10 protein-coding genes and 5 pseudogenes are annotated in these 20,222 nt (G+C 60.5%); 6 read left to right on the plus strand and 9 right to left on the minus strand.

The genetic code is table 11. From position 1 onward, the window contains the following. Nucleotides 1-122 precede the first annotated feature (122 nt). From AC0L7P_RS12525 to typA, 3 genes and pseudogenes are all read left to right on the plus strand, one after another. Nucleotides 123-1,332: pseudogene (locus AC0L7P_RS12525) on the plus strand (NADP-dependent isocitrate dehydrogenase). Nucleotides 1,333-1,467: 135 nt separating this feature from the next. Continuing rightward, the gene (locus AC0L7P_RS12530; RefSeq protein ID WP_473433055.1) at nt 1,468-1,803 is read left to right on the plus strand and encodes a DMT family transporter; all 336 of its coding nucleotides are present in this window, start codon (nt 1,468-1,470) and stop codon (nt 1,801-1,803) included. Nucleotides 1,804-1,914: 111 nt separating this feature from the next. Further along, a pseudogene (gene typA / locus AC0L7P_RS12535) lies at nt 1,915-3,734 on the plus strand (translational GTPase TypA). 101 nt (nt 3,735-3,835) lie between these two features. Here typA and AC0L7P_RS12540 read toward each other — a convergent pair. The 7 genes and pseudogenes from AC0L7P_RS12540 to AC0L7P_RS12570 all read right to left on the minus strand — a co-directional run bounded on the left by AC0L7P_RS12540 (nt 3,836) and on the right by AC0L7P_RS12570 (nt 14,020). Then, entirely contained in the window at nt 3,836-4,126 is a 291-nt protein-coding gene (locus tag AC0L7P_RS12540) for a DUF1330 domain-containing protein (protein ID WP_473433056.1), read from the minus strand. A gap of 3 nt (nt 4,127-4,129) precedes the next feature. Continuing rightward, the gene (alaS, locus tag AC0L7P_RS12545) at nt 4,130-6,790 is read right to left on the minus strand and encodes an alanine--tRNA ligase (RefSeq protein ID WP_473433057.1); all 2,661 of its coding nucleotides are present in this window, start codon (nt 6,788-6,790) and stop codon (nt 4,130-4,132) included. Nucleotides 6,791-6,942: 152 nt separating this feature from the next. Beyond that, entirely contained in the window at nt 6,943-8,013 is a 1,071-nt protein-coding gene (gene recA / locus AC0L7P_RS12550) for a recombinase RecA (protein WP_473433058.1), read from the minus strand. Between the two features lie 186 nt (nt 8,014-8,199). Further along, nucleotides 8,200-9,928: pseudogene (locus tag AC0L7P_RS12555) on the minus strand (ATP-binding protein). Between the two features lie 493 nt (nt 9,929-10,421). Continuing rightward, nucleotides 10,422-11,586, minus strand: a pseudogene (locus tag AC0L7P_RS12560) (RsmB/NOP family class I SAM-dependent RNA methyltransferase). 43 nt (nt 11,587-11,629) lie between these two features. Beyond that, the gene (guaB, locus tag AC0L7P_RS12565) at nt 11,630-13,126 is read right to left on the minus strand and encodes an IMP dehydrogenase (protein ID WP_473433059.1); all 1,497 of its coding nucleotides are present in this window, start codon (nt 13,124-13,126) and stop codon (nt 11,630-11,632) included. 117 nt (nt 13,127-13,243) lie between these two features. Then, entirely contained in the window at nt 13,244-14,020 is a 777-nt protein-coding gene (locus tag AC0L7P_RS12570) for an HpcH/HpaI aldolase family protein (protein WP_473433060.1), read from the minus strand. 162 nt (nt 14,021-14,182) lie between these two features. Between AC0L7P_RS12570 and AC0L7P_RS12575 the strand changes: the two genes are divergently transcribed. The 3 genes from AC0L7P_RS12575 to AC0L7P_RS12585 all read left to right on the plus strand — a co-directional run bounded on the left by AC0L7P_RS12575 (nt 14,183) and on the right by AC0L7P_RS12585 (nt 17,309). Further along, entirely contained in the window at nt 14,183-15,193 is a 1,011-nt protein-coding gene (locus tag AC0L7P_RS12575; RefSeq protein ID WP_473433061.1) for a C4-dicarboxylate TRAP transporter substrate-binding protein, read from the plus strand. A 74-nt stretch (nt 15,194-15,267) separates the two neighbouring features. Beyond that, nucleotides 15,268-15,909 carry a TRAP transporter small permease subunit gene (locus AC0L7P_RS12580; protein WP_473433062.1) on the plus strand — a complete coding sequence of 214 codons (642 nt, stop codon included), beginning with the start codon at nt 15,268-15,270 and terminating at the stop codon, nt 15,907-15,909. Then, nucleotides 15,909-17,309, plus strand: coding sequence for a TRAP transporter large permease (locus tag AC0L7P_RS12585; RefSeq protein WP_473433063.1), 1,401 nt, complete (start codon nt 15,909-15,911; stop codon nt 17,307-17,309). The genes AC0L7P_RS12580 and AC0L7P_RS12585 overlap by 1 nt, the downstream gene beginning before the upstream one ends. 74 nt (nt 17,310-17,383) lie before the next feature. Here the strand turns inward: AC0L7P_RS12585 and AC0L7P_RS12590 are convergent. Together AC0L7P_RS12590 and AC0L7P_RS12595 are read right to left on the minus strand one after the other, a co-directional pair. After that, nucleotides 17,384-18,525: pseudogene (locus tag AC0L7P_RS12590) on the minus strand (ABC transporter ATP-binding protein). An 11-nt stretch (nt 18,526-18,536) separates the two neighbouring features. Next, nucleotides 18,537-20,216: an alpha-amylase family glycosyl hydrolase gene (locus AC0L7P_RS12595; RefSeq protein ID WP_473433064.1), complete on the minus strand. Its 1,680-nt coding sequence runs from the start codon at nt 20,214-20,216 to the stop codon at nt 18,537-18,539. Between the last annotated feature and the right edge of the window lie 6 nt (nt 20,217-20,222).

Raw genomic sequence — 20,222 nt, forward strand, 5'->3', positions numbered from 1 at the left:
AACAGGGCGCTGGCGCACAGAAGGCGGAAAACGTTGTATACCTTGGCATACAACCCCCTTTCCACAGTCCGGATGTTACGCTAAACCACGGCCAACCGAATCCGTACAAAAGGGGCGCCCCCATGAGCAAGATCAAAGTCGAAAACCCTGTCGTCGAACTGGACGGCGATGAAATGACCCGGATCATCTGGGATTTCATCAAGAAAAAGCTGATCCTTCCCTATCTCGACATTGACCTGAAATATTATGATCTGGGCATTCAGGCGCGCGATGACACCGATGATCAGATCACCGTGGATTCCGCCGAGGCGATCAAGAAATACGGCGTTGGTGTAAAATGCGCGACCATCACCCCCGACGAGGCACGGGTCGAGGAATTCGGCCTGAAACAGATGTGGCGCAGCCCCAACGGCACGATCCGCAACATTCTGGGCGGCGTGATTTTCCGCCAGCCGATCATCTGCAAGAACGTTCCCCGCCTTGTGCCCGGCTGGACCAAACCCATCGTTGTGGGCCGTCACGCCTTTGGCGATCAATACCGTGCCACCGATTTCAAATTCCCCGGCAAGGGCAAACTGACGATCAAATTCGTTGGTGAAGACGGCACCGAAATCGAACGCGAAGTGTTCGACGCGCCGGATCTCGGGCGTTGTGATGGCCATGTATAACCTGGACAAATCCATCATTGATTTTGCCCGCGCCTCGATGAACTATGGCCTGAACATGGGCTGGCCGGTGTATCTGTCGACCAAGAACACCATTCTGAAACAATATGATGGCCGGTTCCTTGAATTGTTCCAGCACATCTATGAGACAGAATTCAAAGAGAAATTTGAAAAAGCCGGCATCACCTACGAACACCGCCTGATCGACGATATGGTCGCCTGTGCGATGAAATGGAACGGCGGCTATGTCTGGGCCTGCAAAAACTATGACGGCGATGTGCAATCCGATACCGTGGCGCAGGGCTTTGGCTCGCTTGGGCTGATGACCAGCGTGTTGATGACCCCCGATGGCCAGACGGTCGAGGCAGAAGCCGCCCACGGCACCGTGACCCGTCATTATCGCCAGCACGAGAAAGGCGAGGCCACCTCCACCAACTCGATCGCTTCGATCTATGCCTGGACCGGCGGGCTGAAGCACCGCGCGAAACTGGACGACAACGCCCAGCTTCTCAAGTTTGCGGAAACACTGGAAAAGGTCACCGTAGACACCGTTGAAAGCGGCTTTATGACCAAGGATCTGGCGCTGCTGGTCGGCCCGAACCAGAAATGGCTGACCACGGAAGGGTTCCTTGAAAAGATTGACGAGAACCTGAACAAGGCGATGTAATCGCGCCACACCGATGTGAATGGGGCCGGGCGCAGGGCGTTCCGGCCCCTTTTCTTTGCCCCCGCCGGGGGCCGCGCGCTTTCCCCGGCCCTGTCCTTGGGGTATGGCAAAACGGCATTCACACCCCGAGGAACCATGCCCGCCCATTATCTTTACCTGTTCTTTGCGATTCTGGCCGAAACCATTGGAACCACCGCGCTTCAGGCCAGTCAGCAATTCACCCGCCTCTGGCCTTCGGTGATCGTGGTTGTTGGCTATGGGCTGTCGTTCTGGCTCATGGCGCTGGCGCTCAAGACGATGCCGGTTGGCATTGTCTATGCCATCTGGTCGGGGCTGGGGATCGTGTTCATCGCGGCCATCGGGTTTTTTGTTTTTGGCCAAAAGCTGGATCTGGCGGCGATTTTTGGCATGGGGCTGATCCTGGCGGGCATTCTGGTGATCCACCTGTTTTCAAACAGCGCCACCCACTGACCGCGCCGGTTCACCGCCCGACGCATAAAAACGACGGGATTGCGCCGCGAAGGCTGGTCTTTTCTGCGGTTGCACGGTATGGCCCCCGCAACTCCGAAAAAGGTAACACTCATGGACCTTCGCAATATTGCGATCATCGCTCACGTTGACCACGGCAAAACCACGCTTGTTGATGAACTTTTAAAACAATCTGGCTCGTTCCGATCGAATCAGGCCGTGGCCGAACGCGCCATGGACAGCAACGATCTGGAACGCGAGCGCGGCATCACCATTCTGGCCAAGGCCACATCGCTGGAATGGAAAGGCACGCGGATCAATATCGTCGACACCCCCGGCCACGCCGATTTCGGCGGCGAGGTCGAGCGGATCCTGTCCATGGTCGATGGCGTTGTCCTGTTGGTGGACGCCGCCGAAGGGCCGATGCCCCAGACCAAATTCGTGACGTCAAAGGCGCTTGCCCTTGGCCTGCGCCCCATCGTGGTGCTGAACAAGGTCGACAAACCCGACGCCGAACCCGACCGCGCGTTGAACGAAGTGTTCGACCTGTTCGCCAACCTTGAGGCCGACGACGACCAGTTGGATTTCCCCACCTTTATGCGTCCGGGCGCAACGGGTGGTGCGACGCCGAGCTGGACGGCCCGCGCAAGACGCTGGACGCGCTGTTCAACCTCGTGGTGCGCCATGTTCCGCCCCCAAAGCAGATCAAGAACCGCGATGAACCGTTCCGCATGCTGGCCACGACACTGGGGTCCGATCCCTTTGTCGGGCGCATCCTGACGGGCCGGGTGGAATCAGGGACGCTCAAGGTTGGGGCGACCGTGCAGGCGTTGTCGCGCATCGGCCAAAAGATCGAACAGTTTCGCGTGACCAAGATTTCCGCGTTCCGTGGCCTGGCCCCGCAGGACATCGAAGAGGCACAGTCAGGCGACATCGTGTCCCTGTCCGGCATGACCAAGGCCACCGTGGCCGACACGATCTGTGCCCTGGCGGTCGAAGACCCCCTGCCCGCCCAACCCATCGACCCGCCCACCATCACCGTAACCTTTGGCATCAACGACAGCCCCCTGGCCGGCAAGGACGGCAAAAAGGTGCAATCGCGGGTGATCCGTGAACGCCTGATGAAAGAGGCCGAATCCAACGTCGCCATCAAGGTGACCGACACGCCGGGCGGCGAAGCGTTCGAGGTTGCCGGACGGGGCGAACTTCAGATGGGCGTGCTGATCGAAAACATGCGCCGCGAGGGGTTCGAACTGTCGATTTCCCGCCCGCAGGTTTTGTTGCGCGAGATTGACGGCGTGGTCCACGAACCTATCGAAGAAGCAACCATCGATGTGGATGACGATTACTCGGGCGTCGTGATCGAAAAACTCACCGGCAGCCGCAAAGGCGAGTTGGTAGAGATGAAGCCCGCCGGCGTGGGCAAAACCCGCATCATCGCCCATGTACCGTCACGGGGGTTGATCGGCTATCACGGTGAATTCCTGACCGACACGCGCGGCACCGGGGTGCTGAACCGGGTGTTTCACGAATGGGCACCGCACAAGGGCGCCATCCCGGGGCGCCGCGCCGGGGTTCTGATTTCTATGGAGGCCGGGGTTTCCGTGGCCTATGCCCTGTGGAAACTGGAAGATCGCGGCAAGTTCTTTATCGGCGCGCAGGTGCCGGTATACACCGGTATGATCATCGGCGAACACAACCGCGAGAATGATCTTGAGGTGAACCCCCTGAAGGGCAAGCAGCTGACCAACGTGCGGGCCTCTGGCACCGACGAGGCGGTGCGCCTGACCACCCCCGTAACCCTGAGCCTGGAACAGGCCATCGCCTATGTGGATGATGATGAACTGGTCGAAGTAACGCCAAACGCCATCCGTCTGCGCAAGCGGTTCCTTGATCCCCACGAACGCAAGCGTAACGCCAAATCCATAGGCTGATCCAACGGAGGCCCCTTCGGGGCCACGACATTATTGATTGGCGCGCGCTGCAAGGCGCGCGCCTTTCTTTGGGCCGGGTCGCCGTGATGCTGGCCAGACCCTCAGCCAGCGCTTTCTTCGACGATATACAGCTCTCGCTGGGCGGCACCCTTGGCGAAACTCAGCGCCTCTTGATAGCCATCCGAGTAATAGCAATCATGGGCCGCCTGCACCGAGGGAAACCGTGCCACCACATTGCGGGGGCGATCCGGGCCTTCAAGGGTTTCATAAGCCCCGCCCCGGGCCAGAAACACGCCCCCGTGTCCGGCAATAACCCCGGTGGCGCGTTTGGCGTATTCGCCATAGGCGGCCTCGTCGGTCACTGTTACATGGGCAATCCAGAGAGCTGTCATCACTTATCCTTTCAACAGGGTTCTTGCGGCTTCGATGGCTTCGGCGGCGGCACTGGCATCCTTGGCGCCGCCCTGGGCCATATCGGCCCGTCCGCCGCCGCCCTTGCCACCCATGGGGGCAACGGCAACACGCACCAGATCAACCGCTGAAACCGTGCCGGTCAGATCATCGGTGACACCTGCCGCCACAGCCACCTTGCCCGCCGCGTCCGCAATCAGCAAAACCGCCCCCGACCCAATCCGCGCCTTGTGGGCATCAATCAAGCCCGGCAGATCCTTGCCAGTGACGCCGCTCAGGCTCTGGGCCAGGAACGGCACACCGTTGATGGTTTCGGTGCCCGGCTGTTCGCCCTGCCCCGCACCACCCGCCATGGCCAGATCGCGGCGCAGTTGCGCGACCTCGTTCTGCAATCCCTTGCGTTCGTCCAACAGGGCCCGCAGCCGGTCCGGCACATCAGCAGCCGAGGCTTTCAGTGCCAGCGCGGATTCCGCCAGCCGCCGATCCTGCCCCAGCAGATACTCAAGCGCGGCGGCGCCGGTCAGCGCCTCGATCCGGCGCACCCCGGCCGAGGACGCGCTGTCGCCCAGCACGACGAACAGGCCAATATCGCCCGTGCGCGTCACATGGGTGCCGCCACAGAGTTCGATCGACCAGGTATCGCCACTGTGGCCCTTGCCGGTTTGCGCACGCCCCATGGACACCACCCGCACCTCATCGCCGTATTTTTCCCCGAACAACGCCTGCGCGCCCAGGGCGCGGGCCTCATCTGGGGTCATGATCCGGGTTGAAACCGCATCGTTCTGACGGATAAAGGCGTTTACCTGTGCCTCGACCCGGGCGATTTCTTCCAGGGACAACCCCTTGGAATGGCTGAAATCAAACCGCAGCCTGTCGGGCGCGTTCAACGAGCCGCGCTGTGCCACATGATCGCCCAGCACCTCGCGCAGGGCCTCATTCAGAAGGTGGGTCGCCGAATGGTTCGCGCGGATCAGGCTGCGCCGATCCTTGTCAATGGCAAGGGTGGCACCCGCACCGCGCCGCAGGGTGCCTTCGGTCACCTCGGCCATGTGGATGAACAAATCGGCAGATTTGCGCGTGTCCGTGATCCGTGCCTTGCCATCAGCCGTGACCAGCGTGCCGGTGTCGCCCACCTGCCCGCCGGATTCCGCATAAAACGGCGTCTGGTTAACGATGACTTGCACCGATTGGCCGACACCCGCAGTCTCGGTCGCGGCGTTATTCATCACCAGAGCAAGGATCTGGCCTTCGGTCTGCTCGGCGTCATAGCCAAGAAATTCTGTCACCCCATGCTGTTCGGCCAGATCAAACCAGATCGCTGCATTCGCGGTTTCACCGGACCCGGCCCAGGCAGCGCGGGCCTTGGCCTTTTGCTCGGCCATGGCGGCATCAAACCCCACCGTATCCACGCCCCGGCCCTTTTCGCGCAGGGCATCCTGTGTCAGGTCCAGCGGAAAACCGAAGGTATCATAGAGTTTGAACGCTGCCGGTCCCGACAGATCGGTGCCCTCGGGTAGGCCCGACAGCTCATCATCCAACAGCCGCAAACCCCGCTCAAGGGTCTGGCGAAAGCGGGTTTCCTCGTTCAGCAGCGTTTCCTGAATCATCGCCTGGGCGTGGCCCAGTTCCGGATAGGGTTGCCCCATCTGAGTGACCAGGGCCGGCACCAGACGGTGCATCAGCGGATCTTTCGCGCCCAACAAATGGGCGTGACGCATGGCGCGGCGCATGATCCGGCGCAGCACATACCCCCGGCCTTCATTGCTGGGCATGACCCCATCAGCCATGAGAAACGAGGTGGACCGCAGGTGATCGGCGATCACCCGGTGATGCACATTTTGCGGCCCGTCCGGGTCTGTGCCGGTGGCCTGTGCGCTGGCCTCGATCAGGGCGCGAAACAGATCGGTGTCGTAATTGTCGTGCTTGCCCTGCAACAGCGCGCCGATCCGCTCCAGCCCCATACCCGTGTCGATGCTTTGGTTGGGCAGGTCGCGGCGGGTGCCATCCTCAAGCTGTTCATATTGCATGAACACCAGATTCCAGATTTCGATGAACCGGTCGCCATCCTCATCCGGGCTGCCCGGAGGGCCACCAGGAATGTGATCGCCGTGGTCGTAAAAGATTTCGGTGCAGGGGCCGCAGGGGCCGGTGGGACCGGCAGACCAGAAATTATCGTCGGTCGCGATGCGGATGATCCGCTCGTCCGGCAGGCCGGCGTATTTTTTCCAGATCGCCACTGCCTCTTCATCGGTATGATAAACGGTGACCAACAGGCGGCTGGCGTCGATGCCGAATTCCTTGGTCAGCAGATCCCACGCCAGCGGAATCGCCTCTTCCTTGAAATAATCGCCAAAGCTGAAATTGCCCAGCATTTCGAAAAAGGTATGGTGGCGGGCGGTATAGCCCACATTGTCGAGATCGTTGTGCTTTCCCCCGGCGCGCACGCATTTCTGCGCCGTTGTCGCGCGGGTGTAATCGCGATGTTCGACGCCCGTGAACAGGTTCTTGAACTGCACCATGCCCGCCGCAGTGAACATCAGCGTCGGATCGTTGCGCGGCACAAGCGGCGAACTGGCGACGATGCGGTGCTGATTGTGGCCGAAATAGTCGAGAAAGGTCGAACGGATTTCATTCAAGCTGGGCATAGGGGCGAACTGTCCTGGTGTTGCGGAATAGCCTTTCTGATCTAGCGGGCTGCGGCGGGGCTGTCCACTGATTGACGGGGATTGCAGGGGCGGGACAGAAAAAAGGGCCCGGCGCTGTGGCGCGGGCCCGCTTTTGTTCGATGGCGACTGTTTCAGTCGTCCAGAATCGGGTCTTCTTCCGACACATCACCGTCAAAATCCAATCCGTGAGAGGCGCGGATCTTGTCTTCGATTTCAAGCGCCATTGCTGGATTGTCTTTCAGGAACTGTTTCGCATTTTCACGGCCCTGCCCGATCCGTTCATCACCGTAGGAGAACCACGATCCCGATTTGTTCACGACGCCCGCAAGAACCCCGAGATCCAGAAGTTCGCCACGTTTGGAAATCCCTTCCCCATACATGATGTCGAATTCGACGATCTTGAACGGTGGCGCAACCTTGTTCTTGACCACCTTCACCTTGGTCTGGTTGCCGACCACCTCGTCGCGATCCTTGACCGAGCCGATCCGGCGAATATCGAGGCGCACCGAGGAATAGAATTTAAGCGCGTTGCCCCCCGTCGTGGTTTCCGGGCTGCCAAACATCACACCGATTTTCATGCGCAACTGGTTGATGAAGATCACCATGCATTTGCTGCGATTGATGGATCCGGTCAGTTTGCGCATGGCCTGGCTCATCAGACGGGCCTGAACACCGACACTGGAATCACCCATGTCCCCCTCAAGTTCCGACTTGGGAATCAGGGCGGCAACAGAATCGACAACAACCAGACTGACCGCGCCGGACCGTACCAATGTATCGGTTATCTCAAGGGCCTGTTCGCCAGTGTCCGGCTGGCTGATCAGCAGTTCATCAAGATTGACGCCCAGCTTTTTCGCATAAAGCGGGTCCAAGGCGTGTTCGGCATCAACGAAGGCACAGACGCCACCGTTTTTCTGCTCTTCCGCAACCACATGCAGGGTAAGGGTGGTTTTGCCCGAACTTTCCGGCCCGTAAATTTCAATGATCCGCCCGCGCGGCAGACCGCCGATCCCCAGTGCGATGTCCAGCCCCAGAGATCCGGTTGAAATCGCTTCGATCTCGGCGACCGGATTGTCGGCGCCAAGCTTCATGATCGAGCCTTTGCCGAACTGCCGTTCGATCTGGGCCAGCGCTGAATCCAGCGCCTTCTGTCTGTCTGCCTTGCGCTTGTCAGTCATATCCAAAAGATTTGCCGTTGCCATGTTCCGCATCCTTATTCCACACCCGGGTCCGGGCGGCAATGCCTGCCTGTGTTCGCTTCTTGTTCTTGCCTTGTTATGAGATCAAAGCGCGAACATTTCAACCGTTAACTTTAACATCCTGTCGCATATTGATTAACCAACCCTTACCATGGGTCCGACTTTCAAAACGCCGCGCATGCCGCAGGATCAGCTTAGTTGCGCCAGAACGGTTGCAGTCAGTTGCGTCAGCGAAAATGGTTTGGGCAGAAAGATCGAATTTGGAATACTCGCCTGGGTTTCCGCCAGGTTTTCTTCGGAATAGCCCGAGACAAAAACCACCTTGGTGTCCGGGCGGGTCAACAGTGCCTCTTTCACCCAGGACGGCCCGTCCATGCCGGGCATGATCACATCGGTCACGAAGATATCCACCGCCAGCGTCTTGTCTTCGAGAATCGAAATTGCCTCCTCGCCGTTCTCGGCCTCGATCACCGTATAGCCGCGCAAGCGCAGGGCGCGCGACGCAAAGGCACGCACCGGCGCCTCGTCCTCGACCAAAAGAACCACGCCATCGCCTGCCTGCACAGGTTTGGAGGGGGCGCCGGGGCGCACCTTGGCTGTCTCCATTTCGGTCTGGCGATGTGCCGGAAAATACAGCAGAAAGCACGACCCTTCGCCCGGTGTGCTGTCGGCAAAGATGAACCCGCCGGTCTGTTTGACGATCCCATAGGCCGTGGACAAGCCAAGCCCGGTTCCCTCGCCGGTTTTCTTGGTGGTAAAGAACGGCTCGAATATTTTGGGGAGCTTGTCGGGCGTGATTCCGACCCCTCGGTCACGTACCCGCACCGTCACATAGACCCCCGCAGGCACGATTACGCGGTCGCGTCCCATGGGTTCGGTCAGGCTTTCGACCTGGGTTTCGATGGTGATCTGCCCGCCCGACGGCATGGCGTCGCGTGCGTTCACCACAAGGTTCATGATCACCTGTTCCAACTGCCGCTTATCAGCCCGGATCGGCATCAGCGCGGGATCGTGGGAGAAGGACAGGTCCACTTTCTCGCCCACAAGCCGGTTCAGAAGATGGGTCAGATCCGCAAGGGTGCGACGCAGATCGAGAAACTCGGGACGCAAGTTCTGCTTGCGCGAAAACGCCAGAAGCTGACCAACCAGACTGGCGGCGCGGTTGGCGTTCTGATTGATCTGTTCGAGATCGGCAAAATCAGGGTCCATCTCATCGCGGCGCAACAACAAAAGATCACAATGCCCACTGATCGCAGTCAGCAAGTTATTGAAATCATGGGCAACCCCCGGCAAGTTGACCGATCGCCTGCATCTTCTGGCTTTGTACGAACTGCGCCTCAAGCGTTTTCAGCTCGGTCGCATCATGCAGTACCGCCACCAGTTTCATGCCATCCTCAAACCCGATCTGGCCAAGGGTAATCTGGAGATAGAGATCAACCTTGCCCGGTGTCATGCGCACCACTTCGGGGCGATGCAACCCGCGCCCGTCAAACGCATCGCCCAGCCAGTCGCGGATCGGACGGCCCAGCCCCTCGACAACGGATGCAAGGGGTTGCCCAACGATATCAGTGTCTTCCAACAGTCGCCGCGCCCGGCGGTTGGCCTGTTCCACCGTCCCGTCCCGGGCGATTTGCAGGATCGGAACGGGCAGATTTTCAAGATAGAGGTCGGAATGGGGGGCATGGGTTTCAGCTGGCACGTCAGCCGCGGTCGGTGATGCCTGGGCATCCGGGCCATTATCCGCCAAATCATCCGCGCGTCCCGCGACGCCAAACCGCCACAACAGCCCGTCCTGCCCGACCCGGGTTACAATCACACCCTCAGCCCCGTTCGGGCCACTGGCCGGCTCTTCGGCGCGCCCCACACCCAAGGCCCGCCCGCGCAGGTCGTGAAACAGTGCGCCCGGCGTCGCCGCCATGTAATCCAGCAGCCGCGCCGCGTGATCACCGGGGTGCAGGGCAAATATATCACACGCGGTGGAATTTTGCGCCTCGATACGCCCCGCCCGATCCGAAAGAACAACCGCGCCCGGTTCAAATTGGGTGAACTCTTCAAAAACCGAAAGGCGCACCCGCGCCCGATGAATGCGACGGGCCGACAGCAAAAACAGGATCACCCCCAGCATGGCAAGGGTCAGAGCGATGAACCAAACCGCCGCGCGCCAACGATCAGCGGGCATGACCCCGCCAAGCCCGGCCAGCGCCAACGCCAACATGAACAGGGCTGGCGCACGCGCCGAAAGACCATCTGCCGTTTGCACGACTCCAGTAGGGGGGACAACAAAATCAGTCAAAGGAAGCCTTGTTTTCAAGTCAAACACATCAATAGCCATGCCCGGCATTGGTTAAATGTTCATTAATGCAAACATTCAACACATCCGCGCTGGCTCCGTGGCAACAGGCTTGAATGATTTATGATCGCCTTAGAATTGCAAGGAAAAAACCATCCGCACCCGAAAGTGGTGTCAGGCGGTGTTGCCCCGAGACCCGGAAATCCGAACAATTGGCGATAAACTTTTCGACCTGACCGTCGTTTTCACCGGCAAGCAACGAGCATGTCATGTACGCCAGAGTGCCCCCGGGCGTCACCAATGCGCCCGCCTGCGTCAGGATTTCAGACTGGATCCGCTGCACCCTGGACAATCCATCAGCGGTCAGCGCCCACTTGTGCTGGGGAGAGCGGCGCCACGCCCCACTGCCCGAACAGGGGGCATCAACCACCACCACATCATAGGGGCCATGCTGCGCCAACTCCGGGGTGGCAAGCGCGGTAACACTGGCGCCCGCCCGCAGGGCGCGAGGCCCCAGATCCCCCATGCGGCGCGGGTCGGCGTCATGGGCAAAATACTGCGCATCAGGGCATCGCGCGGCCAACGCAAGGGTTTTCCCACCACCGCCGGCGCAGAAATCAAGCACCCGCCGGCCCGGCTCCAGCGGAACGGCGTTGGCAATCGCCTGACTGCCGGCATCCTGGATTTCCACCATCCCCTCGGTAAACGCCTGACTGTTCTGCACCCGGCGCGGGTTTTCCGTCACCTCCAGCGCGAAGGGCGACAGCGGCCCGGGCCGGGTTTCGATACCATCACGCAACAGCGCCGCACGGGCGCTTTCCACATCGGTTTTGGCCTGATTAACCCGTAAAAACAGCGGCGCACGGCGTTGCAGCAACGTCATGACCGGGGCAAAATCATCGCCCAAAGACTCCCGCAGCAGGGGTGACAACCATTCAGGACAATCAAGCGCGGCATCCCCCTGTGGCGCTGCGGGCACAATGCGTTCCGCGGCGCTCAGGGGGCGGGCGCATGGCCCTGCCCGGTAAACAGGTCGGCCGGGTCACGTCCGCTTTGCCGCACCACGCCCAACATCACACCCCGCCCCGTTCTGGCCCCCCCATGGCACTGGCAGAGGCCAGACAGCGCAGCCCGTCAAACACATGATCGCGGATCGCGGCCCGATCCCCCGAGCCGGCAAAACGGTTCTGGCGCGCCCAGGTGGTCAGGACGCGTTCAGCGGCCTCGCCCTCCAATACCCGATCCATGATCCCGATCGCCGCCGCAATCCGCGCGCCCGGCGTCATGACTTAATGTATCGCGCAAAGATCATCCTGTAATGCATTGATATCAACCGATACGATAGTTCGGAGATTCCCGCGTGATCTGCACGTCATGCACATGACTTTCGCTCAGACCGGCGCCGGTAATCTTGACGAACTGGCAGTTCCGGCGCATCTCATCCACCGTCGCACAGCCGGTATAGCCCATGGCCGCCCGCAGCCCACCCACCAGTTGATGCACCACGGCCCCCGCCGATCCCTTATAGGCCACCTGCCCCTCGATCCCCTCAGGAACCAGCTTGTCACTTGCCGCATCCTTCTGGAAATACCGGTCGGCACTGCCCCGCGCCATGGCACCAAGACTCCCCATACCACGATAGGATTTATAGGACCGCCCCTGATACAAGATCATCTCGCCCGGGGATTCATCGGTGCCTGCAATCATGCTGCCAACCATGGCGCAAGAGGCCCCGGCCGCAATCGCCTTGGCGAAATCGCCCGAGAACTTGATCCCGCCATCGGCAATCACCGGCACGTCACCGGCGGCCTTGGCGCAATCCATGATCGCCGTCAGTTGCGGCACCCCGACACCGGCCACCATCCGCGTCGTGCAAATGCTGCCCGGGCCGATACCCACCTTTACCGCGTCGGCGCCAGCGCCAATCAGGGCGCGGCTGGCCTCGCCTGTGGCGACATTGCCCGCGATGATCTGCACCTCGTTTGACAGGCCCTTGGCCCGCTCAACCGCCCGCGCCACCCCTTCGGAATGGCCATGGGCGGTATCAATCACGATGATATCAACCCCGGCATCAACCAAAGCCTGGCTGCGCTCATAACCGGCATCGCCCACGGTGCTGGCCGCCGCCACCCGCAAACGGCCCAGTTGGTCCTTGCAGGCCTGCGGATTCAGCACCGCCTGTTCGCTGTCCTTGAGGGTCAAAAGACCGGTCAGCCTGCCCGCCCCATCCGTGACCAACAGCTTTTCGATCCGCCGCGCCCGCATCAGGCTGCGCGCCTCGTCCAGATCGGCGGGTTCATGCAGAATCGCGAGATCATCACTCGTCATCATCGTTCTGACCGGCGTGGCATCGTCGCCCGCAAAACGCATATCGCGGTTGGTCACGATACCGACAACGCGCCCCTTTTGATCAACCACCGGAAACCCACTGACGTGATACCGCTCCTGCAATTCCTTGGCATCGGCCAAGGTCTGATCCGGGGTCAGGGTGATCGGGTTATAAACGATACCCGATTCAAACCGCTTTACCCGGCGCACCTCCTCGCTCTGCCGCTCGATGTCCAGATTGCGGTGAATTACCCCGATCCCACCGGCCTGCGCCATGGCAATGGCCATGCGCGCCTCGGTCACGGTGTCCATGGCAGAACTCAGCAAAGGAATGTTCATTGCGATGCTCCGGGTCACCCAGGTGCGGGTGTCGGCGGTGCTGGGCAGCACGCTGGACGCAGCCGGAACAAGAAGGACATCGTCGAAGGTAAGCGCCTCGCGAGATCTCCATGGGAAAGCCTTTCGGTGGAGTTTTCGTTTGACGCGTCCCTTTCGCACGCACAGCACGAAAAGGAAAGGGCCATTGGCAAATTTGCCCGCCCCCTCCAATCACGCTGCGGGCAACCAATCAGGCCCCTGGCTTTTTACTGATCCAAATACTCAAATTCCCTCGGCTCAACCGGCGGCGTCCCTGGCGGTTTGCGCCAAATTTTTCAACGCCCCCGCATAACAGGCCACATCGCCGCCCACCCCCAGAAAGGTAAAGCCAAGACCGGCAAAATATCCGATCCGCGTTGTGTCAAAGGTTACGATACCTGCGGCCTTTCCGGCGGCGCGGATCTTGGCAACGGCACCCTCGATGGCGGCGACAACGTCAGGGTGGCCCATATTGCCAAGATGCCCCATGTCCGCAGCCAGATCGGCAGGGCCGATGAACACGCAATCAATGCCGGGGGTGGCGGCGATGTCACCTATGTTGGCGATGGCTTCGCGGGTTTCGGCCTGAACGATCAGGCAGATTTCATCCCCCGCCACATGGACATAATCCTTTGCCTCGCCAAAACCCGTGGCCCGCGCCTGTGCCGCGCCGACGCCACGAATACCCTCGGGCGGATAGCGGGTGGCACGGACCATTTCAGCAGCCTGGTCAGCGGTGTTCACCATCGGGACCAGAATTGTCTGGATTCCGATGTCCAGCACCTGTTTCATCAACCGCGCATCCGCCTCGGCCACCCGCACCACCACCGAAGACGGGCCCGACGCCATCGCCTGGAACTGCGACAGCACCAGCGGCAGGTCGTTGGGGCCGTGTTCACAATCAATCAGGCACCAGTCAAACCCCGACCGGGCGGCGATTTCGGCAGCCGTCGGATGGGCAAAGGCCATCCACAGGCCGGTCTGCAATGTGCCCTCGGCAAGGGCAGATTTAAGGTGGTTCTTGGGAACGGGCATCGGTTTCTCCGGCTGTTACCCGCGCACATCACCATGCAGCGCCGCATTTGCCAAGCCCAATGTCCACACGGCCGGCGCGCCGGTTTTCTTTGTTTGACCACGCGCCATCCCACGTTATCCTGCAGGCGCAACAAAATTATAAAATACGTCTGGGAGGACAAAATGAACAAGCTGATGGGCCGGGTGGCGCTTGCCGCCCTCGCAACTGCCTTTGCCACCGAAGCGATGGCGACGGAATGGAATGTCTCACTCTGGGGCAAACGGCGCGCCTTCACCGAACATGTGGAAAAGCTTGGTGAACTGATAAGCGAAAAGACGAATGGCGAATTCACCCTGAACATCTCTTACGGTGGCCTGAGCAATTCGCGCGAGAACCTCGACGGGATTTCGATCGGCGCTTTCGAGATGGCGCAATTCTGTGCCGGATATCATGCCGACAAGAACCCTTCGATCACGGTGATGGAGCTGCCGTTTCTGGGCATAACCAACCTGGAACAGGAAAACGCGATCTCGATGGCGGTCTACAAACACCCCGCCGTGGTCAAGGATCTGGCCCGTTGGAATGCCACCCTGCTGATGCCCAGCCCCCTGCCCCAATACAACCTGATCGGTGTCGGTGACGCCCCCCACAAGCTGGCCGATTTCGCAGGCATGTCGGTGCGCGCCACTGGCGGCATCGGCGCGGCGATGGAGGCCGTGGGCGCCGTTCCCACCTCCATGTCGGCCACCGAAGTGCGCCAGGCGATGGATTCAGGCGTGGTCAGGGCTGTGTCTTTTGCGCCTCATGCCCATATGTCGTTTGGCACCACGGAAAACGCCAAATGGTGGACCACCAACCTGAACCCCGGCACGGTCAACTGCCCCGTGGTGGTGAACACCGACGCACTGGACAGCCTCAGCGACAGTGAACGCGAGGCACTGTTGGGGTCGGTGGATGAAGCGATGCAGTATTACATCGACTATTACGAAAACGATACCATGGCGAAATGGTGGCCCCTGCTTGAGGAAAAGGGCATCGAACAGATCACCTATACCGACGACCAGCTTGCCGCGTTCAAGGAAAAGGCCGCCGCCCCCGCCGCCAAGGCCTGGATCGAGGAAAACACCGCCAAGGGCCTGCCCGCGCAAGAGCTTTATGATCTTGTGACCGGTATGGTCGCCAACGGGTCGTAAGCACGACAGCATCGCAGCCGTCAATCCCCGGGCCGCGCGGTCCGGGGTGATTTTCCCTATGCAGGAGCAGGCCCATGGCCGGTGGCGCCGCCGTTCTGGAAGACACATCAACCTTGTCACGCCTTGATCGCGGGCTGTTTCGCGTTGAAAGCGCGCTGGCGCTGGTGTCGGGGCTGGCGGTGTTTTCGCTGATGCTCATGGCTGTGTGGACGGTGGGAGGGCGCAACCTGTTTGATGCGCCCCTGCGCGGCTATGTTGATTGGATCGAACAGGCGATGCCGCTGATTGCCTTCATGGGCGTGTCGTTCACCCAGCGTCTTGGCGGGCATATCCGCATGGATATGGTGGTGGGCGCCCTGCGGGGCCGGGTGTTGTGGCTGGTGGAATTCATCACCACCTTTGCCATTCTGGTGCTGATGGTGCTGCTGGTCTGGGGCAGTTGGGCGCATTTCCAGCGCAGTTTCGATTTCGGCGCGCCGCTTTGGTCACGCGACAGTTCAATGGATATTTCCCTGCCGCTCTGGCCCGCGAAACTGTTGGTGCCCGTGGCGTTTTCGGTGCTGTGCCTGCGGTTGGTGCTGCAACTCTGGGGCTATGGGCGGGCCTTTGTTCTGGGCCTGAGCGAACCCGTCGCGGTGCCTCTGGTGCAAAGCGCCGCTGAAATCGCCGCCGCCGAGGCCGAAACGGTCAGTGGCGCCCCGAAAGGATCACGCTGATGGAGCCTATCGACATCGGAATCGCCGTCTCGATCGGGATGCTGGTGCTGGTTATCTTGGGAATGCGGGTGGCCTTTGCCGCGGCTTTGGCGGGCCTTGTGGGGCTGATCTGGATATTCTGGGCCAAGAAAGGATATGCTGGCGATGATTTTCTCTGGGCCTTGACGGTGGCGGTGAAAACCGCCGGTCAGGTGCCCCATTCCAAGATCTCGTCACAGGCGCTCAGCCTGATCCCAACCTTTATCCTGATCGGTTATCTGGCCTATTACGCCGGGCTGACGCAGGCCTTGTTCGAGGCGGCGAAACGCTGGGTCGGCTGGTTGCCCGGTGGGCTGGCGGTGTCCACCGTGTTTGCCACTGCCGGGTTTGCCGCCGTTTCCGGTGCCTCGGTTGCCACCTCGGCGGTGTTCGCGCGTATCGCGATCCCGGAAATGCTGGCTGTGGGCTATGACAAGAAATTCGCCGCCGGGGTGGTGGCGGCGGCGGGCACGCTGGCCTCGCTGATCCCGCCCTCGGCCATCCTCGTGATCTATGCGATCATCGTTGAACAGGACGTGGGCAAACTGCTGCTGGCCGGGTTCGTGCCGGGGGTCGTTTCGGCGGTGATCTATGGGTCGCTCATCGTTGGAATGGCGCTGGTGCTGCCCCGGTTCGGGCCGCCGGTGAAAGGGTTCACATGGGGTCAGCGGTTCGCCGCCCTGCCCCCGGCCCTGCCAATTCTGTTCGTGGTCGTGATCATCATCTTTTTCATCTACAACCCCTTTGGCGGCGATGCCTGGGGCACGCCCACCGAGGGCGGCGCGCTGGGGGCATTCGTGGTGTTCCTGATCGCCCTGTGGAACGGGATGCGATGGACGCAATTCCGCAATGCCCTGCTGGAAACCGCAAAACTTGCGGTGATGATCTTTTCCATCATCTGGGGCGTGCTGATCTATGTGCGTTTTCTGGGTTTTGCCGACCTGCCCCATGCCTTTGCCGACTGGATCGCGGGGCTGCACCAATCGCCCATGCTGACACTGGTGCTGATCCTGCTGGCCTATGCGGTGCTGGGCATGTTCATGGATGCCATCGGGATGCTGCTGTTGACCCTGCCTGTTGTCTATCCGGCGGTGATGGCGCTGAACGGCGGCATTGACGTGGCGGCGGCAGACAGCGCGTTCGGCATGTCAGGGCCGATGTGTGCGATCTGGTTCGGGATATTGGTGGTGAAAATGGCCGAGTTCTGTCTGATCACGCCGCCTATCGGGTTGAATTGTTTCGTGGTGGCCGGGGTGCGCGATGACATCTCGGTGCAGGATGTGTTCAAGGGCGTGGCACCGTTCTTTGTGGCCGATGCCCTGACCATCGCGACGCTGGTGGCCTTTCCGGCCATCGTGCTTTGGTTGCCGGGTCTGGCCTGAAACGGGGGCGCTCGGCGCTCCCTTGCGGTCGCTTCTCGCAAAGAGCGACCGCAAGGGAGCGATGCGCGCGCCGCTTAATGCACTGCCACGTTGAGGTTCGTTGTCGTTGCCGTTTTTGCCAACCCACCCGGGCGATACAGCAAGGATTCCCCCTTGTGGAACAGATGCACCTTCGACGGATCGCCGGTCAGTTTCACGCTGCGCCCGCGCAGGTTGGAATGGATGCCCGCCAGTTTGCCGATCACCGGGTCCGCCCCGTCCACCCGGTCGAAATACAGCAACGTCACCTCGCCCAGGGCCTCGGTGATGTTCACGGTTCCCTCAAACAGATAGTCACCGTCGGTTTCCACCAGATCCTCGGGGCGCACCCCAACATTCACGCTGGCCCCCATATCCGCCTCATGGGACGGATAATCGGAAAGCGCAATCCCCCCGGCCTCCATGGCAACCCGTGTCTGCGCCCCGGTGCCGGTGATCTTGCCCGGCAACAGGTTCATGGCGGGCGAGCCGATGAACTGCGCCACGAATTCATTTTCGGGCCTTTCATACAGGTCCAGCGGCGTGCCGACCTGGGCAATGCCGCCCCCCGCCAACACCACGATGCGGCTGGCCAGGGTCATCGCCTCGACCTGATCGTGGGTCACATAGACCATGGTGCTGTCTGGCATCGCCTCTTTCAACTGGGCAATTTCAATCCGCGTCGCCACCCGCAGGGCCGCGTCAAGGTTGGAAAGCGGTTCGTCGAACAGATACACCTTGGGGTCGCGCACGATCGAACGCCCGATCGCCACCCGTTGGCGCTGCCCCCCGAAAGCGCCTTGGGCAGGCGATCAAGGTAGGGCTCCAGTTGCAGAATCCGGCTGGCCTCGGCGATGGCTTCGTCGATCTCTTCCTTCGATTTCTTGGCGATTTTCAGGGCAAACGCCATGTTGTCGCGCACCGTCATATGGGGGTACAAGGCATAGCTTTGGAACACCATGGCAATGCCCCGTTGTGCCGGGGGCACATCGTTCACCACCTGACCGTCGATCTGCAATTCGCCGCTGGTGATCTTTTCCAACCCTGCAATCATCCGCAAAAGGGTGGATTTGCCACAGCCCGACGGCCCGACAAACACGATCAATTCGCCCCGTTTGATATCGAGATTGATGTTCTTGAGAACTTCAACCGCGCCGCCATAGGTTTTGCCAACATTTGTCAAAAGTAGATCGGCCATGTCTCGCTCCCTTAAATCATCTCTTGCTTTGCCGGTTCACGCAGGGCGAAAAAGGCCTGCCAGGGCGGTAACAGCACCCCGCGTTCGGTTTTTCCTGCCCGAAACGGTGCGCCCTTATCCTGTTGCCAGTTGCCCTCAGGCAGCGTCAGCGGCTGCGTTTCATCGGTCAGGTTGAAGGCGCAAAGCACCTCTTGGCCGTCATAACTGCGGATCAACACCAGAATATCATCATCGGCGGCAACCACCCGCAGATTACCCTTGATCAGCGGCATATGCGCCTTTCGAAACGCGATCAGCGCGCGGTAAAAGGCCAGCGTTGAATTTTCATCCTGATCCTGCACCGAAACAGCCCGTTCAAGATGATCGACGGCCATGGGCAGCCATGGTTTGGCATCGGAAAACCCGCCGTTGGCGTTGTCACGGACCCAGGGCAGCGGTGTGCGGCACCCGTCGCGGCCTTTGAATTTGGGCCAGAATTGTTTGCCATAGGGATCTTGCAAATCCTCATAGGCGACGTAAGCCTCGGTCAGGCCCAGTTCTTCGCCCTGATACAGGCAGATGGTGCCTTTCATGCACAGCAGCACGGCGGCGTAAAGACGGCGCGCGCCTTCGGAAAAATTCCACCGGCTGGCGTGGCGTTCCACATCGTGGTTGGAAAACGCCCAGCAGGCCCAGCCCTCGGTCACGATCCTGTCAAACCGTTCCAGCACCTCTTTGATCCGGTTGCCCGAAGGATAGACGCCGGACAGGAAATCGAAATCATAAGCCATGTGCAGCAGATCGTCACCGGCGGTATAGTCACGCTGGGTTTCCATGCCGCGCTGGCTTTCACCCACCTCGCCCACCGATGTGATCGCCGGGTATTCCTCCATCACCGCGCGCAGGCGGCGCAGAAATTCGAGGTTCTCGGGCTGGGTCTTGTCGTAGAGGTGATCCTGAAAATTATAGGGGTTCACGCTGGGGGCGGTGTTGGCGTTACGCAACTCGGGCGCAAGGGCGGGGTTGTCGCGCAATTCCTTGTCGTGAAAATAGAAATTGACGGTATCAAGGCGAAACCCGTCAACCCCGCGATCGAGCCAAAAACGCGCCACATCCAACAGTTCGTCCTGCACCGCCGGGCAGTGAAAGTTCAGGTCTGGTTGTTGGGCCAGAAAGTTGTGCAGGTAATACTGCATCCGCTCGCCATCCCATTCCCAGGCGGACCCGCCAAAAATCGACAGCCAGTTGTTGGGCGGGCTGCCATCGGGTTTGGGGTCGGCCCAAACGTACCAATCCTGTTTGCCATTGTCGCGGCTGGCGCGGCTTTCCTTGAACCAGGGGTGTTCCGCGCTGGTGTGGCTCAGCACCAGATCAATCAGCACTTTCAACCCCAGCGAATGCGCCCGTTCCATCAGCGCGTCAAAATCGCCCAGGGTGCCAAACATCGGATCGACATCGCGGTAATCCGAAACGTCATACCCAAAATCCAGCATGGGCGAACGGAAGAACGGCGAAATCCAGATTGCATCAACCCCCAGAGCCGCCACATGGGGCAGTCGGTGGATGATCCCGGCCAGATCGCCAACGCCATCGCCGTTGCTGTCCTGAAAACTGCGCGGATAGATCTGATAGATCACCGCACCGCGCCACCAATCCTTGTCCGGCGCCCCGGTCACAATGGCCGGAGCCGTTTGGGGTTCAACAAAGCTCATTATAGT

The sequence above is a fragment of the Oceaniglobus sp. K40-3 genome (genome assembly GCF_055808395.1).

Excerpts from the sequence above, each read along its gene's own strand:
- AC0L7P_RS12530 (WP_473433055.1), top strand. The coding sequence starts at position 1,468 with ATGCCCGCCCATTATCTTTACCTGTTCTTTGCGATTCTGGCCGAAACC.
- AC0L7P_RS12540 (WP_473433056.1), bottom strand. The coding sequence starts at position 4,126 with ATGACAGCTCTCTGGATTGCCCATGTAACAGTGACCGACGAGGCCGCC.
- alaS (WP_473433057.1), bottom strand. The coding sequence starts at position 6,790 with ATGCCCAGCTTGAATGAAATCCGTTCGACCTTTCTCGACTATTTCGGC.
- recA (WP_473433058.1), bottom strand. The coding sequence starts at position 8,013 with ATGGCAACGGCAAATCTTTTGGATATGACTGACAAGCGCAAGGCAGAC.
- AC0L7P_RS12570 (WP_473433060.1), bottom strand. The coding sequence starts at position 14,020 with ATGCCCGTTCCCAAGAACCACCTTAAATCTGCCCTTGCCGAGGGCACA.
- AC0L7P_RS12575 (WP_473433061.1), top strand. The coding sequence starts at position 14,183 with ATGAACAAGCTGATGGGCCGGGTGGCGCTTGCCGCCCTCGCAACTGCC.
- AC0L7P_RS12580 (WP_473433062.1), top strand. The coding sequence starts at position 15,268 with ATGGCCGGTGGCGCCGCCGTTCTGGAAGACACATCAACCTTGTCACGC.
- AC0L7P_RS12585 (WP_473433063.1), top strand. The coding sequence starts at position 15,909 with ATGGAGCCTATCGACATCGGAATCGCCGTCTCGATCGGGATGCTGGTG.
- AC0L7P_RS12595 (WP_473433064.1), bottom strand. The coding sequence starts at position 20,216 with ATGAGCTTTGTTGAACCCCAAACGGCTCCGGCCATTGTGACCGGGGCG.